The sequence below is a fragment of the Zoogloea oleivorans genome, from assembly GCF_008107625.1.
Lineage (GTDB): Bacteria > Pseudomonadota > Gammaproteobacteria > Burkholderiales > Rhodocyclaceae > Zoogloea > Zoogloea oleivorans.
Genome location: NZ_SDKK01000029.1, coordinates 36,155 through 53,546 on the forward strand (window position 1 = coordinate 36,155; position 17,392 = coordinate 53,546).

17 protein-coding genes and 2 pseudogenes are annotated in these 17,392 nt (G+C 57.7%); 10 read left to right on the forward strand and 9 right to left on the reverse strand.

All coding sequences use genetic code 11. The features are described from left to right. Window positions 1–789: 789 nt before the first annotated feature. From ETQ85_RS22075 to ETQ85_RS22090, 5 genes and pseudogenes are all read left to right on the forward strand, one after another. Window positions 790–1,866: a ParA family protein gene (locus ETQ85_RS22075; protein ID WP_148581222.1), complete on the forward strand. Its 1,077-nt coding sequence runs from the start codon at window positions 790–792 to the stop codon at window positions 1,864–1,866. Beyond that, window positions 1,866–2,918 (forward strand): ParB/RepB/Spo0J family partition protein, encoded by a 1,053-nt coding sequence (locus ETQ85_RS22080; RefSeq protein WP_222862251.1) that lies wholly within the window; start codon window positions 1,866–1,868, stop codon window positions 2,916–2,918. The genes ETQ85_RS22075 and ETQ85_RS22080 overlap by 1 nt, the downstream gene beginning before the upstream one ends. A gap of 165 nt (window positions 2,919–3,083) precedes the next feature. Continuing rightward, a pseudogene (locus ETQ85_RS26680) lies at window positions 3,084–3,248 on the forward strand (transposase); the annotation flags it as partial. 44 nt (window positions 3,249–3,292) lie between these two features. Then, window positions 3,293–3,463: a transposase gene (locus ETQ85_RS27380; protein WP_342781981.1), complete on the forward strand. Its 171-nt coding sequence runs from the start codon at window positions 3,293–3,295 to the stop codon at window positions 3,461–3,463. A gap of 27 nt (window positions 3,464–3,490) precedes the next feature. After that, window positions 3,491–5,046 (forward strand): IS3 family transposase gene (locus ETQ85_RS22090; protein WP_148581223.1). Its coding sequence is split into 2 segments (ribosomal slippage): window positions 3,491–3,920 and window positions 3,920–5,046, totalling 1,557 coding nucleotides; the frame shifts between segments, so codons are not numbered across the junction. Window positions 5,047–5,326: 280 nt separating this feature from the next. Here the strand turns inward: ETQ85_RS22090 and ETQ85_RS22095 are convergent. The 3 genes from ETQ85_RS22095 to ETQ85_RS27500 form a co-directional block, all read right to left on the reverse strand. Continuing rightward, entirely contained in the window at window positions 5,327–6,418 is a 1,092-nt protein-coding gene (locus tag ETQ85_RS22095) for an IS5 family transposase (RefSeq protein ID WP_148580960.1), read from the reverse strand. Window positions 6,419–6,448: 30 nt separating this feature from the next. Beyond that, on the reverse strand, window positions 6,449–6,778 hold the full coding sequence (locus tag ETQ85_RS22100; protein WP_425473153.1) for a benzoate/H(+) symporter BenE family transporter: 330 nt from the start codon (window positions 6,776–6,778) through the stop codon (window positions 6,449–6,451). 187 nt (window positions 6,779–6,965) lie between these two features. Further along, a complete protein-coding gene (locus ETQ85_RS27500; protein WP_222862253.1) occupies window positions 6,966–7,193 on the reverse strand; it encodes a group II intron maturase-specific domain-containing protein in 228 nt (75 codons plus the stop codon). A 164-nt stretch (window positions 7,194–7,357) separates the two neighbouring features. Here ETQ85_RS27500 and bfr point away from each other — a divergent pair, with 164 nt between their 5' ends. Continuing rightward, window positions 7,358–8,011: a bacterioferritin gene (gene bfr, locus ETQ85_RS22110; RefSeq protein WP_246128864.1), complete on the forward strand. Its 654-nt coding sequence runs from the start codon at window positions 7,358–7,360 to the stop codon at window positions 8,009–8,011. Between the two features lie 90 nt (window positions 8,012–8,101). On the opposite strand, the gene ETQ85_RS22115 is transcribed toward bfr, so the two are convergent. Both ETQ85_RS22115 and ETQ85_RS26690 read right to left on the reverse strand, forming a co-directional pair. Next, window positions 8,102–8,836, reverse strand: coding sequence for a Rossmann-fold NAD(P)-binding domain-containing protein (locus tag ETQ85_RS22115; RefSeq protein WP_222862254.1), 735 nt, complete (start codon window positions 8,834–8,836; stop codon window positions 8,102–8,104). Then, on the reverse strand, window positions 8,802–9,047 hold the full coding sequence (locus ETQ85_RS26690) for an NAD(P)H-binding protein (protein ID WP_222862255.1): 246 nt from the start codon (window positions 9,045–9,047) through the stop codon (window positions 8,802–8,804). The genes ETQ85_RS22115 and ETQ85_RS26690 overlap by 35 nt, the downstream gene beginning before the upstream one ends. A 131-nt stretch (window positions 9,048–9,178) precedes the next feature. On the opposite strand from ETQ85_RS26690, the gene ETQ85_RS22120 reads away from it, so the two are divergent. Next, window positions 9,179–10,081: a LysR family transcriptional regulator gene (locus tag ETQ85_RS22120; RefSeq protein ID WP_148581227.1), complete on the forward strand. Its 903-nt coding sequence runs from the start codon at window positions 9,179–9,181 to the stop codon at window positions 10,079–10,081. 44 nt (window positions 10,082–10,125) lie between these two features. Then, window positions 10,126–11,052 (forward strand): PepSY-associated TM helix domain-containing protein, encoded by a 927-nt coding sequence (locus ETQ85_RS22125; RefSeq protein WP_148581228.1) that lies wholly within the window; start codon window positions 10,126–10,128, stop codon window positions 11,050–11,052. Between the two features lie 33 nt (window positions 11,053–11,085). On the opposite strand, the gene ETQ85_RS22130 is transcribed toward ETQ85_RS22125, so the two are convergent. Next, window positions 11,086–11,625, reverse strand: a complete 540-nt coding sequence (locus ETQ85_RS22130) for a hypothetical protein (RefSeq protein ID WP_148581229.1) — start codon at window positions 11,623–11,625, stop codon at window positions 11,086–11,088. 322 nt (window positions 11,626–11,947) lie between these two features. On the opposite strand from ETQ85_RS22130, the gene ETQ85_RS26695 reads away from it, so the two are divergent. Beyond that, entirely contained in the window at window positions 11,948–13,558 is a 1,611-nt protein-coding gene (locus tag ETQ85_RS26695) for an RHS repeat-associated core domain-containing protein (RefSeq protein WP_222862256.1), read from the forward strand. Here ETQ85_RS26695 and ETQ85_RS22140 read toward each other — a convergent pair. Then, window positions 13,457–14,467: an IS30 family transposase gene (locus ETQ85_RS22140; protein ID WP_148577193.1), complete on the reverse strand. Its 1,011-nt coding sequence runs from the start codon at window positions 14,465–14,467 to the stop codon at window positions 13,457–13,459. The two genes, ETQ85_RS26695 and ETQ85_RS22140, sit on opposite strands and share 102 nt — an antisense overlap. 732 nt (window positions 14,468–15,199) lie before the next feature. Here ETQ85_RS22140 and ETQ85_RS22145 point away from each other — a divergent pair. Further along, window positions 15,200–16,379: pseudogene (locus ETQ85_RS22145) on the forward strand (IS3 family transposase). Window positions 16,380–16,482: 103 nt separating this feature from the next. On the opposite strand, the gene ETQ85_RS22150 reads toward ETQ85_RS22145, so the two are convergent. Continuing rightward, window positions 16,483–17,115 carry a plasmid partitioning protein RepB C-terminal domain-containing protein gene (locus ETQ85_RS22150; protein WP_222862257.1) on the reverse strand — a complete coding sequence of 211 codons (633 nt, stop codon included), beginning with the start codon at window positions 17,113–17,115 and terminating at the stop codon, window positions 16,483–16,485. A 14-nt stretch (window positions 17,116–17,129) separates the two neighbouring features. Beyond that, the coding region (locus ETQ85_RS22155; RefSeq protein WP_148581231.1) for a transposase domain-containing protein at window positions 17,130–17,392 on the reverse strand (263 nt) is incomplete at its 5' end.

The window sequence follows — 17,392 nt, forward strand, 5'->3', positions numbered from 1 at the left end:
TCAATAGTATCACCCTTAAAACGATGTTCTCGTCAGACACAATAATACTATCACTCAAAAATCGAGCTTCCATAGGCCATCAAAAACATCATTTTTAGAGTGATATCTAGCCACAAAGCCCCAGACAAGTCACATATCTCAGCCCGATCACAAAAGTATCGTCCTATCAGTGATAGGACGACCATCAGTCAATCAATAGATTGAAGCCTGATCAGGTTAAACACCAAGATCCATGCTCTGTTTACCCAGTGATAGGGATAGGAATCACTCCCCGCACAGATCCCTATGTGTGGAACTACCCCTGCTTTGAGGGTACCGTTGCCCATGCTCAGAGTCTTCAACCGCGTAGAGCTTGCCTAGGACTTGCGGGCTCCACTATCAGTGGTACTTGTAGCTTGAGCCAGTTTGCAGATGAGTGTGCAACACCAGTCACCAAGCAAGGCCTCTGTATGCTCCGGCCTAGGCCTGATCATGAGCGCCGACGCGACGTTTCATCCATATGCAGCACCCGGAAGACGAGGAATTCTTCCTTCAACGCATCGACCAAGGATTGGAGCTACCCGACCCTTTGGATATTCCAGCAGCGTTCTGACTGGAACCAGTCATTGCCTGAAAAAACCTGCTTGAACAGTGTCATCTCCCATCGCCTCACAGAGAAATTTACAAAACCTCAGCTTTAAAATAACTACTTGCAAGGATTTTTCCTATAAACGCCATAAAACCATGCAAATAGAAAAATCGTGATGTACGATATCAGAACTTAAATTTCAAACAAGAATATCAACAACGATGATTCAGACTATTTACAAAGTTCAGGCCGCAGCAAAACTGTTGGAAACCACCGTAGACTCTGTTCGCAGGTATGTGGATGAATCAGGAATCGATGTCGCGCGGCAAGCAAATGGTCCAAAAACACGCCAGTTCACCATCGACAACATCTTCGACATCGCAGCATGGAGACAAGCCAATAAGTCAAAGCTAAAGTTCAAACAGCGTGGCATCGCCACTGTTTATGCGCCTAAAGGCGGCGTAGGCAAGACCACCTTAACAGCCAACATGGCATGCGTCTTTGCCTTGATGGGGCTGCGCACGTTGGTGATAGACCTCGACTTTCAGGCAAATTTGACACTTTCCTTTGGCTATGACTCGGAAGTCACCGATGAAGAGGCAACGGAACTTGATATCCCGGAAGATCGCGTCATCAAATACCATTTTGGACATCTTGTACCAGGTTGGCCGGGTGGACGAATGCCTCTAAGAGAGGTCATTAAGATGCCGTTCGGCCCTTCGGGCCCACATCTGATTCCATCCGATCTCACCCTTGACAGACTTGACACCATCCTGACCTACGATGCTCTTGAAGGTAAAAAGAGCGATCTAAAAATTGCGGCACTGATCGCCGAAGGCTTGTCAGGTAAAAATCCCGATTTCGATCTTTCTTCCTACGATGTGATTCTTTTTGATGCAGCTCCAGCCAAAAACAGGATGACTCGCGGAGCACTGCTTGCATCTGACTATGTCGTAGCACCTGTCTCCCTCGAGCGGTATTCGACAAAGGCGGTCTCATATTTGGCTTCTGTTTTGCAGGATATGCGGGACGATGTCGGGCGCAGCCCCGAGATGGTCATGATCGGCAACTTCCATTTGCCGAATCGACTACGTGTGTATGGTCAGGTAAGCAAGTTATCCACCGAGTATCCCGGAGCGCTTTTGAACATCATGGTTCACCGAAGCGAAGAGTTTCCGAAAACCCTATCCGAGGATGATGAACAGCCACCACTCGTGCTGGCACGTCCCTCAGGAAGCGCCGCCGAACAACTTCACAAGGTTTCCTGTGAGTTGCTACAGAAGATGGGAGTGATCTAATGGCCAAAACAAGCAAGGGAATATCGGACGAAGAATTTAACGCGCAATTGCGTGCAGAGCGTATGAGATCGAGTACTGGCATGGTGATGACTAAACCACCCACTGGGCCAAACAAGTCTTTAGAAGAAATGCTTAACGATCAGGGACAAGAAGAAATCCTCGTCATCACGCCTATTCTCACCGAAGAAAAGCCAGCAACTCTCCAAGCAAGTTACGTTCAGGGGAAGAAGTTGCTGATGGTTGATGTCGCCTTGATCGATGCGAATCCCCTAGCTCCTCGGGAGGTTTACACAGCTGAAATGATTCTCTCGCGGGCAGAGGCATTGAGAACACAAGGTCAGCACGATCCAATTCATGTGATACCCAATCCTGATCACCTAGGTCGCTACATCATCTGTGATGGATGGACTCGGGTGCAAGCGTGTAGGAAGCACAAGGTACTGGAACAGCTCTTGGCGGAGATCCACGAAAACCTGAGTCTTGAAGAATCAGCCTGGTTTGGTTACCAACAAAACGAGGAACGTCAGCAGCACTGTGATTTCGATCGTGCCATGTTCTACGAGAAGCTTATTAACGCAGGTGAAACAGCGATTTCGGTCGCCAACAAAGCTCAAGTAAGCGCATCTCAGATGAGTTTTTATCGATCCTTTGCAAAGCTTCCGGCCGATGTTCTCGAGATCGTAAAAGAATTTCCTGGAAAGTTTTCCGCAACCGTTGCCTACCAGATCCAGAAGCTTGCGGCGGGATGCGGTGTGCGAAAGGCCGTGAGTCTAGCCCTGAAATTCGCCAACGAGGATCACACTCAAGCGTGGCTCATCAACCAAGTGCAACTACTCATAGGTCCTTCGAGTAGCAAAACTGTGACGCGTACAACCAAGCAGATTCGCTACAGCAATGGCGTGTACAAGCAGAAGGGGGAGCTCTTCGAACTCAACATCTCAGTCCTCCCGGAACAGAAGGAACAGTTTGCGGAAGCACTTGAACGACTCCTTTCAACCGTAGCGATTGAGACTCCACAGATTGACGTAGCGGCAAATAAGACGCTCAAGTGAGGCGAGGAGGTATCGCGTAAGAGTGAGTTTAGGCGCCTAAAGTCCTTCGTCACCTCAAATGCACATCTCGACGGATCGCGTTTTTACAGGAAAATACTCCTCAAACTCCTATGCCCGTGGGCAGAGAACCGGATTACTGCGCGAGAGGTTGTTCTGAACCATGCGATAGCCTTCAGATTCGCTGGCTATCGCAGACCGCAACCCTACCCCACCGATGTCAGCGACGAAGAATGGGCCTTCGTCGCGCCTTACCTGATCCTGTTTCAGTGACGGCACGATCTACGCCAAGCCTTTAACGCGCTTCGCTATGTCGTACGCACTGGACTGCCGAACGCTGCAATCGACCCCCGCCAATACAGCCCTTGAGCACGACATTGGCCTCGAAGTGCTCAAGCTCTCCGAGGCCAAGCGGGGTTTCATGCTGCTACCAGCGCCGCTGGATGGTTGAACGCAGCTTCGATTGGGCCGCCCGCTTTCGCCGTCTGGCCTTTGCCTGCCTCAGGTCCCCCCGCGTCAGAATAGTTGTCGCCTCGATAAAATCCTAAATTCGGGGGCGACGATGAGAGAACGACGTGGCGCGATACGGACAGGAATTCAAGGATAGAGCGGTGGCACGGTTACTGCCGCCGGAGAGCGCGACAATAGAAGCGGTTGCGCATGAGATCGGTGTGGGCGTGGCGACGCTGGAGCGGTGGAGGAGCGATGCGCTGTCCAGGCCCGCTCGCGAGCGGGCCTGGACAGCGGCGGCCCGGTTCGAGGCGGTGCTCACCACGGCGGCGCTCGATGAGGCGGCCCGCAATGCCTGGTGCCGGGAGCACGGGGTTTATCCGCAGGATCTGGCCCAATGGCGTCAGGCCGCGACGCAGGCCCTGGCGACACCCGAGGAAGCCCGCGCCAGCCCGCTGCAGACCAAGCAGGATCGGCGTCGCATCAAGGAACTCGAGCGGGAACTGCGGCGCAAGGAGAAGGCGCTGGCCGAGGCCGCGGCGCTGCTGGTCCTCTCAAAAAAGCTCGAGGCGATCTTTCCGAAGGACAGGGACGAGGACGCATGATCGGCCTGGAAGATCGCCGGATGAAAGTCCGGAACATTGAGGCGGCCCAGCGTGCCGGGGCGCGTCTTGACGCGGCCTGCAAGGTGGCGGGCATCACGCTGCGTACGCTGCAGCGCTGGAGACGTGAGGACGGCCTCGTACGCGGCGACCTGAGGCCAGCCACCCTGCGCCCCCGGCCGGCCCATGCCCTCACCGAGGCGGAGCGGCGTGCGGTGCTGCAAGTGGCCAACGAGGCCCGCTTTGCCGACCTGCCGCCGGCGCGCATCGTCCCGATGCTGGCCGACGAAGGCGTCTATCTGGCGAGCGAATCGACCTTCCACCGCCTGTTGCGGGAAGCGGGTCAGACGACTCACCGGGGCCGCGCCAAAGCGCCGACGGCCTCCCGCCCGCCGAGCACCCACATCGCCACGGCACCGCGCCAAGTGTGGTGCTGGGACATGACCTATCTGCCGGCCACGGTGGCCGGGCGCTGGTTCCATCTGTATCTGATTCTGGATCTCTACAGCCGCAAGATCGTCGGCTGGGAGGTGCACGAGACCGATGCGGCGGAACACGCCGCCCATCTGGTGCGTCGCACGGCGCTGGCTGAAGGAATCGCCGCCCTGGCGGACAAACCCGTCCTGCACGGCGACAACGGCGCGACGCTCAAGGCCACCACGGTGCTGGCGATGCTCCACTGGCTGGGCATCAAGCCGTCTTACTCGCGGCCCCGGGTCAGCGACGACAATGCCTACGCCGAAGCGCTGTTCCGCACCGCCAAGTACCGGCCCGAGTTTCCGGCGCGGGGCTTTGCGGATCTGGAGGCCGCCCGGTCCTGGGCCAGCAGTTTCGTGCACTGGTACAACGTCGAGCACCGCCACAGCGGCATCCGCTACGTGAGCCCGGCCCAACGCCATGCGGGCGAAGACCATGCAATTCTGGCGGCCCGTCACGCCCTCTATGCCAACGCCCGAGCGCGCCATCCTGCGCGCTGGACGGGGAACACGCGGGACTGGTCACCGATTACCGTGGTGACTCTCAATCCCGAGCGAGAAGCGGTCGTCGCCATGGAGGCTAAACAGCAAAGGGCTGCATGATTCGGGCGACAACTGTCTTGACGCGCGCCGAGGTTGCACCACCTGCCAGAGGCCATGAACGTCATTGAGAACATGCTCTAGCAGGCTGTTGAAAAAATCAGCGTTCCTCGCGGCTTTTTCCCCTGCCCGAAAAATCAATCTCCGCTGCGCGCTTCAAGCCGGAAGTGTTGCCGCTTTCAGGCGTCTATTCCGCCGCCGCCCGTGCATCCATTACCCAGCCATTCCCACTGCCGCGCCTACATTTCTGCCCAACGGCCCGTCCCGGAATACGTCCCCCTGCTCAGTGGGACGGCGCCAGCAAATTGCCCAGCCGAGTCAGGTTATAGGCAGAAAAATTCAGCAGCACCTCCCCGCGAAGACGATCCAGCCCGCGCAGCATGACGCGCCCGAGCGTGCCGACTTCCTTCACCCAGCCAAAGGCTTCCTCGATCATCTTCCTGCGCCGCAGGCTCACCGCGTAGTCCTCCGTCTCCTTGATCGCCTCGGGCACCGCACTGCCTCGGGTCTTGGCGGCCACGTGCGGGACCATGCCCATATCCTGGAGCGACTGGATGAATTCGGCCGCGTCATACCCGCGATCGGCGCCCACCGTGATGGGACGATCGGGTTTTCGTGGTGCCGCCCGACGCGCGAGCATGACCAGGGCCGCATCTCGTTCGGCCGTGCCGGTGGCCTGCGTGGTGTGCACATCGACGATCAGCCCGTGACGGTTCTCGCTGAGCGTGTGCGTGGTGTAGCTCAGGTAGGCCACGCCCGTGCTCTTGGTGGCCAGGAGGGCGTCCGGATCGGTGCGGGAGACGTGGGTCTTGTTTGAGCGTTTCTTGCCGCGGAAATCCACCTCCGGGTTGCGCCCTTGGTCGGGGCCCGGGGGCTCATCCGAGCCGTCCCGCGCCGCCAGGCTCTTGTGCGAGGCCCAGGCCCGCAAGAGCGAGCCGTCGACGCTGAAGTGCTCATCCGAGATCAGCTCGGCCCATTCGGCGATGGCCACGACGCCGCCGAAGAATTCCCGCATCACGCTTTCCTTGAACAGCCGATCGCGATTGGCCGAAAAGCTCGAGTGGTCCCACACCGGCTCGTCCTGACTCAGGCCGACGAACCAGCGGAACATCATGTTGAAATCGAGATGTTCGATCAGCGCCCGCTCCGAGCGAATGGAGAACAGGCATTGCAGCAGCAGGGCACGAAGCAGGCGCTCGGGGGCAATCGACGGGCGCCCCCCTTCGGCGTAAAGGGAATCGAAGGTCGGCGACATCGAATGCAAAACCATGTCGGCCATTACTTTGACACGACGCAGCGGATGATCCACCGCAATCCGGTCTTCGATGTTGGTGTAGCTGAAAAGACTGCTTTGTTTATGGTCGGGGCCGCGCATGGATATTGAAGCCTGTAAATGCTTAGTGAATTATAAATCCATCGAAAGCCTTGCGGGGACTGGAGATTGACTAAATCGACGCCCTGCTAGTTCCTGGACTCCGCGGCGTAGGCCAGACTCAACCCCCCCCTTCTTGTTGGTAGGCGTCGGCTGAATGGCAGATTTCAGTGCCTGCTGCGGAAATCTGCCATTGAGTACCGGATAAGCCACCAGTTCGATGACCCGCCTCCAGAACACGCCACCAATACCCAACAGAGTGATGTTGGCGGCGGCCAGAAAAATAATCAGCGAGGCTTCACGGGTTTTTGCATTGGCTATCGCTCTGGAAAGACTGCTGCCGATGGTGCCAAAAAGTGCCAGGCCACGATGCGTTGAGCAAAAACGTCGACGACAAAGGCAACATACAACCAAGCCTTGCCAGAACGATACATAGGGGTGAGTAGACCGCAGGAATTTCACCTGCGGCCCCTCGCAGAACCGGACGTGAGCCTCTCGACTCATCCGGTTCCCATCATCCAGCCTTTGGTATACATATCAATCTCCAATGTCAGAAGGCTTCTGGAAACTTCAGCGCAAGTCGCCCGGGAGCTTGTCGGGCTCGGGTTTTATGCCAACCCGTCAGGTAGTCATTCAAGTGCTTCCACACAGCAGACATCGCCGACTCGTAGAATCGGCCGTAATACTGATGCCAGCCACGGAGTATCGAATTGAACATGGCCGACAGGTCAGCCAGGCTCTTCTCACAGGATTCCCTGGCCCTGGCGGCACTCCTCACATTGATGACGAGTTATCCAGACCATCCGACGCCTGCCATCGCCCGCGCCATTGTTGCGCATCTGCAGGTCGTGAGCCGGGATGAACGACATGACGTAGAACTAAGCCGATGCGTGGCTGAGTTGGTGAGCAAGTGGGACGCGTTCTAGGCCCTTTGCTGTGCCAGTGCTGGCATCCATCCTGTGCTGCCTGCGCGGCACCAGTCCATTCTTGATGTGCATTCGCAAGTGCCATTCTTCTCGTCTGCTCCTGAATACGCCCTCCAAGTCGTCTTTCTTGATTCCCGCTGGATTACATGCCAACCTGAAAAACAGACAAAAGGAGCACTTCCCTATGAATGGCGACAAGAAGATTATCGATATCCTCAACGACCTCCTAGCCGGGGAACTGACGGCAGTTGACCAGTACCTCATCCACGGAGAAATGTACTCCGACATGGGTTATCCCCATCTGGCGGAGAAATCGCTGCACGAGTCGGATCACGAGCGACAGCATGCCCGTGCACTGATTCAACGCATCCAGTTTCTCGAAGGCGTTGCCAACGTCGAGAAGCGTAATCCTGTCTTGCTTGGCAAGACCGTATCCGAGATGCTGAAAGCCGATCTGGAGGTCGAGTACCACGTGGTTGGCGAACTCAAGAAAGCCATTGCAGCCTGCGAGAAATCCAAGGACTACGTAAGTCGCGACATGTTGCTTGTCCAGCTGGAAGATACGGAAATGGACCACGCCTACTATCTGGAGAAGCAGTTGCGTCTGCTGGAGGCTGTCGGCCTTTCCAATTACCTGCAAAGCCAGATGAAGCCTGGTCACCCAAACTGAGGATGCTGCGCAATGAAAGGCGTCAGGTGATCTGTTGACCAGTTTGCTTGTTTGCCTCCTGGGTGTGTTCCTGCGGGGGCTGCCTGTTCGTCATGCCTGCGTCCCCACGCCAACTTGCTGAGCGGGCTTGATGCAGCCCATGCTCACCTGCGTGGTTTCAATCGCGTCATCCAGCAGCGTATGCGGCTCGGACCCCAGAAGCGCGAGTAGCCGCTGGTTGTCCATCCGCACCGATGTGCGCCATAGATAGCGCATCTCGCGAAGTTCGCGGAAGGTGGTGACGAAGGGAGAAGCCAGCGTCAGCAGCCACCACGGAAACGCTGCGACGCTTGGTTGCTTGCCCGTGCGACGCTGGACGATGCGCCGGATCGCCTCACTCATCTGCGTGCCATCCGGATCCCAGTGGCCCGCCATGTGGAAGCTGGCAAAGGCATCGAGTGTATCGCGGCGTGCCAGCAGTTCGACCATGGTGCGTGCTACGTCGGGCAGGTATGACCACTGGTGGCCGATGCCACGTTGCCCGGGGTAGCTGATCGCCTTGACCGCTTGCCCGGGTTTAACCAGCCCCTGCGAGAACCAGTTATTGCCCGCCTTTGGCCCGAAGAAGTCTCCAGCGCGTACGATCAATACACGCGCACCGCTGTGGCTGGCCTTCAGTAGCCGCTTTTCCAGTTCCACCCGGATGGCGCCCTTGCGCGTCACAGCGTGCTGTGGCGAGTCTTCGTGGAGTACGGGGAAGGCATCCGGCCCGAAATTATAGATAGTGCCCGGCAACACGATTGTCGCGCCTTCAAGCTTCGCTGCGGCGATCGTGTTGTCCAGCATGGGGAGTACTAATTCCGACCATTGACGGTAGCCGGGCGGGTGTGACCGCGTGGACGATGACCGAGCAGCCCTTCGCCGCATCGACAACGTTCTGGCGGTTCAGTGCGTCGCCGCGCAACCAGGTCATGCCGTTCCGCTGCTCGGTGGCTTGCTCGGCACCTCGGTTCAGTGCGCGCACCTGCCAGCCGGTGTCGCCCAGTTGGCGAGCCATCTCACCGCGCCAAGAACCAGAACCGTCTTGTTGCTCATGATCTTCTCCATACGTTGTTGATGGATCCATTCTGGGCGCTTGTTTGTTTAGTTGGAATTGTTGAAGATGAGTAATCTGCTATACATTTATGTATGACATCAAATATCGGCTGGGAATATTACCGAACGTTTCTCGCTGTATTGGCGGAGGGCTCGCTTTCCGGTGCTGCGCGTGCGCTCGGCATCACTCAGCCTACGGTGGGTCGCCACATTTCCGCACTGGAGGCATCGTTCAAGCAGGCCTTGTTTACCCGCTCGCAAACCGGTTTGCTGCCAACCGAGGCCGCGCTAGCGATCCGCGGCCATGCCGAGCTCATGCGGAGTACGGCGGCGGCATTGGAACGAATGGCTACGGGTTTTGAGGGCGGTGTGACCGGCACGGTACGGGTTTCGGCCAGCGAGGTCATCGGGGTGGAGGTGTTGCCGCCCATGCTGGCGCAGCTGCGGCAAGTGCATCCCCAGCTCAAGATCGAACTGGTTCCCACCAACCGCGTGCAGGATCTGCTGCAGCGGGAGGCCGATATCGCGGTCCGCATGATGCCACCGAAGCAGGATCTGCTCGTCGCCCGGCGCGCGGGTGAGGTTGAACTCGGCTTGTACGCGCACTTGGACTATTTGCAGCAACACGGCATGCCCGTGACGCCAGCGGACCTGACGCGGCATGCGTTGATCGGGTTTGACGAGGAGACGCCATTCCTGCGTGCCGCGAAGGCGAAACTGCCGGTATGGACACGTGAGGCCTTCTCCTTTCGCATCGACAGCGATGTTGGCCAACTGGCGCTCATCCGCGCCGGTTGCGGCATTGGCGTCTGTCAGTCCGCGCTGGCCAGGCGGGATGCCCGCCTGCTGCGCGTGCTGCCGGAACACTTTGCGTACAAGTTGGACACTTGGGTCACCATGCATGAAGACCTGCGCGGCAGCCCGCGCTACAAGGTAACCTTCGACGCCTTGGTGCTGTGCCTGCAGGCCCACACGGAGCCGGTGCCCGAGTCCTGAGAGACGCGAATTGCCCGTGTTGCGGCGAACAGACGAGCTTCTGAGTGAGCGATGGCCTGCCTTCGGGCCGGCCTGCACATCGGGCCCAATCTGAAGCGCATGTGGCTGGATGCCCACAACCTGATCGGAGTGGCGAGTTTGCCCTTTCATCTGCGATCGGTTTGACGGCGGTGATCTTTGCCTTCCACGACCTGATTTACGATGTTCAGGATGCGCTGATCTATGGAGACCAGAAACCCCTGACTCGCGCCGGCAATCCTTTACGCACGATCAAACCCGACCCCCGCCCGGCGCCGATCCTGCCGATAGCGGACATGCTGGCCAGGGTGGCGGGCCTGTCGCCGGATTTCGAGCCCACCCATATGGTGTTCCGGGATGCTGGCACAGCTGCCGCGACGGTGTGTATCCATGGCCTCGATTCTCGCTATATGTTGCGCGGCAATGGTTTCCTGGTCATGAGCCCGGTGAGCGGCAAGATCATCACCACCGATGCCTTCCCTGGGGACCAGGGGCGCTGGTCTGCCCCGGTTGCTGCCTTTTTTGCTCTTCATATGGGCAGCTTCGGCGGGGAGCCTGTGCGCTGGACTTACTTCCTCCTCACTTTGGCAGGCGCCTTCCTGTTCTACTCCGGCAACCTGCTGTGGGTGGAGAATCTGCAAGCCTGGTACAAAGGCTGCTACTACGTGGTTTTTCTGGGGGCGACGGGGTGGGCATTGTGGCGAGGACCGGCAAAGGCCAGCGTCGAATTGCCGGCCTTAGCGGCGCTTGCACTGGCAACGATTCCGGTCAGCTCCCTGTGGGTACATTGGTTCATGAACGGGCTGCGGCATTGGCCCGAGCCAGGGGTGGATATCGTAGCCCTGCTGTGTGCCCTTGCCTTTGCGTGGATGGCTTTCGTGAGAGCGTGTCGTTTACGTACGGGGGCCGTAGGCAAGGTTGCAGCATTTTCACGCTGCTCCGGACTTCGGTAGCCGGCCTCCCGAAGCATCGACTGAGTCAGGTGCTCACTCGACCCGCAGGGGCGTGGACAACTCCAGCACCTTGCGGGCAACCCGGTCTTCGACCGTGGCGATCATCCGGAACTCCTTGCCCTTATCTTTTTCGCGAAACATCAGCGTGACGCTGGCACTGCCCAGCATGAAACGGGGGGTAAGGGGGGCGGCATACCAAAGGGAGCCAGCTCCCAGGCGAGTGCGCAAGCCGTCCGGCGCAACGATGGAGAACTCCGAGAACACATCGCACAGGCCGGCAGGGTTGGGGGTGCAGCCGTTGAACACCAGAGCCGTGGTTATCGGTGCGCCAACGGCCACGCTTTCCGCAACCTGTATCTTCGGGTTCTCGGCGGCCTCAGCCCACTCTTTGCGCAGTGCTGCCTCATCGACGGTAAGGCTTAGCTGGACAAGAAAATTACCGGCGCTACGCATGTTCTCCCGCTCGGGGAGCTGCTTGCCACCAGCATCGGTCCAGCCGCCGGAGTGGGCCAGTGGAATACTGAAAAGAAGGAGGACGCAGGCAGAAGCAAAAGTACGGAGTTTACGATTCATCTTTGTCGGCCTTGAATGATCATTCATTCTATGTGGTTAACTTGTCTTTTACATCGGCGTATCGCCAGGCGTAATCACGCTGCATCTACAGATGCAGCGCGGGAAAGCTGGGTTCCCGCAGGCTACCCGTGCCGTAAGACCAGACCAAGCCGCCCCCCAGTCTCAAAAACTGGCTCGCAAGCTCAGTTCAGGTTGGTCAGCAGGAACGCGGTGGATTTTTCCTGGCCGGTTTCCTCCAATGGATAGGCGCCCAGGTAGCGCAGGCGCACGCCGCCAAATCAGTTGCCGCCGGGATCGAGCATGCCGCCGAGAGAGCCATGGCGTGGGCTATGTGTGGGACAACGCGGGGCGGCTGATCAGCACCACTGCCGGCGGCAAGACGGTGGGCTACCAGTACGACGCAGCGGGTAACCGGATCCGGACCACCTGGCCGGAAGCCACCCCGTTCTACGTGACCGCGACGTTTGATGCGCTTAACCGTCCGGTCTCCCTCCGCGAGATGGGTATCACCAGCCTGGCCAGCTACGCGTACGATGATCTGTCGCGCAGAAGCACGGTCACCCTGGAGAATGGCACCGCCACGACTTACGCCTACAGCACCACCCAGGGCACCCTCGCCAGCCTTGCCCACAACCTGGCGGGCACGGCACAAGACCAGGCCTACAGCTACACCCGCAACCAGGTTCGGGACATCGTCCAGCACAACTGGAACAATGACCTGTACCAGTGGGCCGGCGCGACCAATGGCACCAAGGCCTACGCCAGCAACGGTCTGAACCAATACACCACGGTGGGGGCCAGCGCACTGAGCTACGACGGCAACGGCAACCTGGCGGGTGACGGCTACTGGGCCTACGACTTTGATCTGAACAACCGTCTGAAGACGGCGACGTCCCCGGGCTACAGCGCCACGCTGACCTATGATGCTGAAGGTCGTCTGCGTCAGACCAACCTGGGTGGCAGCATCACCAACCTAGTCTACGATGGTGTGGCGCTGATTGGTGAGTACGACGCCAGCGGCAACCTGCTGCGCCGTTACGTGCATGGTCCTGGGATCGACGAACCGCTGGTGGGGTACGAAGGCACGGGCACGACGAGCAAGAGCTGGCTCTACGCCGACCACCAGGGCAGCATCGTGGGCCAGGCCAACAGCAGTGGCGCCAGCACGGCGATCTACAGCTACGGCCCGTACGGCGAGCCGAACGTGACCACGGGGAGCCGCTTCCGCTACACCGGCCAGCAGTACCTGAGTGGGCTGGGGCTGTACTACTACAAGGCGCGGTTCTACGCTCCGATGCTGGGACGCTTCCTACAGACCGATCCCATCGGCTACAGCGATAACATGAACCTGTATGCCTATGTGGGGGGAAATCCGGCCAATCGAAGTGATCAAACTGGTATGGATGCCCTGGTTAGTTGGGTTGGTAATAATGTAAATATGAATTTTAGATATTTCTTTACCGGCGAAGGGGCTACCTATAACAATGTGGATTGCTTTGCAAATGGAATAACCTCCGAGCTCAACGGAAAGACGTTTTCAACGCCAGCACCTTACAGATCGAAAGGGGATTATCAAACGTATAATACGGCAGCAACCGTGACTGCCGTTGTAACCCAAGATCCGTTTCAGATTAGGGCTTTAGCTGCGGAGGGATATTCGATTATTCATATTTCTCCAATGTTTGGTGGGGAGTTGGTCGATGGGCGTCGGCCGTACATAGGTGGTCGATTGGGTTCCAATAATGGAGAGTGGTGCTCATGCAGTTCGGGTTGGGAGGCTGCTCATGAGTCAATGCACGTTGCTAATCTACCGGATTATTATAGGGCGGTTTCAACTCTGAAGTGCAACACCGGGTTGAAAGTTCATGATTTCCCTCGCAAAGACCTCTGCTGGGGTTTCAAAGTCGAGGCATTTGCGCGGGCGGTTGTTTAATTGTCGGGCAATTGCGTTGAGGTAGCCTTGGGAGATCGGCGCCAAATCCAGGCCCTTGGGAAGATACTCGCGGATCAAGCCGTTGGTATTCTCGTTGGTCGGCCGCTGCCAGGGGCTGTGCGGGTCGGCGAAATAGACGTCGATCTTGACCCGCTTGGCGAGAATCTCGTGGCGGGCCATCTCCCTGCCCTGATCGTAAGTCAGCGACTTTTTCATGGCGAGCGGGACATGGCGGAACTTGCGCGTGAAGCCTTCCAGCGTGGCCTCGGCCGAGCCGTCACGCAGCTTGACCAGCATCAGGTAGCGGCTCTTGCGCTCGACCAGGGTGCCCACCGAACTGCGGTTGCCCGGCCCCTTGATGTGATCGCCTTCCCAGTGCCCGGCCACGAGGCGGGCCGCCACCTCAATCGGGCGCTGGTGAATGGAGGTCATGTTCGGCAGCGTGCCGCGCCGGTCCTGGCCCCGTGCGCGAGGCATGCGTGCCTTGTGGGAGAAACGCAGCTGGGCGATGAGTTCGTTGCGCAGCTCGCCCCGTGGCACGGCGTAGATGGCGCAGTAGATCGTTTCGTGCGAGACGTGCAGAGCAGGATCATCAGGGTTCATCCGGCGCAGTCTGCCCGCAACCTGCTCCGGCGACCAGCCCTCGGCCATCAGCGCGCGAACCCGGTTGAGCAGCACAGAACCGCTCTTCAGCTTGATCGTTCCGCGCCGCCTGCGCGCCAGCGTCGCGCGCTCGGCACGGGCGGCATCGTAGCTCTTGCCCACCGTGTTCCGCGCCACTTCGCGCGACACTGCGGAGGTCGGCCGATTGAGTCTTCGGGCAATTGCCCGAAGACTCAATCCCTCATTGCTGCACCGATGAATCTGATTACGTTCGTCCATCGACAACTGGCTGTAGTGAGTTCCCATGCATACACCCTACCAAATCGGGGTGTTGCACTTCAGTCTAGAGCGCGCCTAGCTATACTGATGGATCTCCGTTTCCTAGCTATAATGGAAACATTATGGGGGCCTATGGTAAGCTAGCTGATGCACGTAATTTCGGGGAGATGCTTGGTCGTGCGGGTGGTGGTGGATCCGGTTTTGATGTGCAGATGAAAGGAGAGTTGGCTGGTGGTCGCTCCTTTTCTCCTTCACCCAAAGGAAAGTGATAAGCGAAAGAGGTGAGCTTTATTTCATGAGTTCATTTTTGACGAAGCCTCCATAGTGAGGCTTCTTTTTTGATGGATCGTCATGGGGTAATTTTTGTGGGTGTGGATTTCGATGGAAATTGATTGCAGTTAATGAAGTAAAATTCAAATGTATGGTCACGCACGAACTGCGCCGAATGAAACCGATGCTCAAGGTTGGAAGGGTTGCTTCAGCAAACCTTTGTGATTGCGAGGGCCCTGTCTGATGAGGCTATTTTGAGGTTTTGTATGCTGCTTAAAGGACTGAGGGTTTTGTTGTTTTTTTGAGTTTTAGTTTTGATGTCGGCATAGCTTTCTCCGCGCCTTTGGATAAAGGGTCGATTGATGAGAAAGTTGGGTTTTTTGTTGATAAAATGGCCGTAAGTTCAAAGTTGCAAGACGAGTCGGTGTAGTGGTCTAATTTCCTCGGACACCTCGATAGGTGGATGATCCACCCGTGGAGGAGAAATAGATGAAACAGAAACGCCGGGCGTTCGATGCGAGCTTCAAGCTGCAAGTCGTCCAGATGATCAAGGATCAAGGCCTGAGCGTCGGTCAAGTGTGCCGCGACATGGGTCTGGGAGAGACCGCAGTGCGCCGCTGGCTGGTGCAACTCGATGCGGAGCAAAGCGGACAGGCAGGCATCGGCAAGCCGCTGACGGTCGAACAACAACGCATTCGCCAACTCGAGGCGGAGAATCGGCAGCTTCGCCAGGACAATGACCTGCTGAAAAAAGCGTCGGCCTTCTTTGCCCGCGAACTGAAATGACCTACCGGTGCATCGCTCAGTTGCAAGAGAAGGCCGACAACACCGCATTGCTGTGCCGGTTGCTGGGCGTGAGTCGTTCGGGCTTCTACGCCGCCTGCTCACGCAGGGGCGAACCCGCCAGGGTTTGCCCAACGAGCACCCACCTGCGCGCCGCCTTCACCGCCTCCGGACGCTGCTATGGCAGCCGGCGCCTGCGGGCCGTCCTGCATGCGCAGGGGCTTCGCGTGGGGCGATACCGGATACGAACCCTCATGCGTATCAATGGGCTACGTCCGGTGTGGCGGCGCAAATTCATTCACACCACCGACAGCCGCCACGGCTTGCCCATTGACGACAATGTTCTGAACCGGCACTTCACTCCAGCCACGGCCAATGCAGCCTGGGTCTCGATCACCTACATCCGCACGCGCAGTGGCTGGCTGTACCTGGCGGCGGTGCTGGATCTGTACTCGCGCAAGATTGTCGGCTGGGCCATGGCGCCGAACATGCCTGCACGAACTGGTGTGCTCGGCCTTGCAGATGGCCATTACGCAGCGCCAACCGCCGGCGGGCCTGATCGTGCATTCCAACCGGGGCAGTCAGGCACGCCAGCGAAGCCCACCGTGCCTTGCTGAACCGTCATGGCTTGACGGGCAGCATGAGTCGCAAAGGCAATTGCTGGGACAACGCCGTCATGGAGCGCTTCTTCCTGAATCTGAAGAGGGAGCGGGTCTGGCAAAACGACTACGCCAACCACGCCGAGGCGTGCCGTGACATTACCGATTACATCGTCGGGTTCTACAACAACGTCCGTCTGCACTCGACGCTGGGCTACCTGCCGCCCACAGCCTATGAACGGAAAACCGCAGTACAGCACCCTATCGAGGTGTCCGGTATTACTTGACCACTTCAGTCAGACTCGATTGAATGGGGTGCGATCGATGCGGGCGCTACCCCGATTTCGCAGAGAGTCGCGGTCGACTGTTAATAGAAAGAGTTGCTTTGAATTAATTCTTTTTGCTGAACGGTAGCTCTGACATTTCAGCAATTTTTTGAAACTCACGAAGGTAGTCAGGTTGGTTCTTTGCAAGCCAATTTACAATTGAGGCGCAAGAAAGAACTCCTCCAAGATAACCACGAATTACGGTCAGATGAAGTACGTCAGGGCCGTAGCTATCCTCAATAGCCTTGTTTTGGGTTTGTAATGCAGCTAGCTCACGCTCTAGGCGTTCCATTGAGTCAGAAGATGGAAGGGCATCGTCAGACTTTCGAGTCTTTTTGTTGTGCTCGGTAACTAGGTGCTGTGCCGTTGTAGAGGCTAATATTGCGGTCGCGAAAGATAGGCTGTAGTTTCTTTGGCCTTCCATTAGTTCTGCAGCCTCAATTTGCCGAATGGGCTTCATTTTTTTAAGTATCCTAAAAATATGTGCAGGGCATGGCTTGTCGGATAGGATCTCGGCTGCCTCAGCGCATATTCCATCAAGAAGGCGAAAGCGTTGGCGCACTGTTTCGGGGGATAGGTCGAGTGCACTACCGATTCGTTCGGCTGATACGCCCCTTTCGATTGCGTTGACAATCATCTTGTGGTCTTGAACTGCGGCTAATCTATTTATTCTCTTGTTGTAGGGTAAGCGCTCCACCAACCCCATTCTTTTCAGCTAATGGATTCCGTGGCTAAATCAACGGCCTTGAGTTTCCACGGCAGGAGCGCTTCGAAATCGTCCACGGTGGTGGCTTCCGGGAGTTTCCGGAGCACCCGGCGCAGCCAGGTGTAGGGCTCCAGTCCGTTGGCCTTGGCGGTCTCGATCAGGGAGTAGATGAGCGCACTGGCGTGGGCGCCGGCCGGTGTGTCGGAGAAGAGCCACGCCTTGCGACCGACGACGAAGGGCCGGATCGCATTTTCGGCCGCATTGTTGT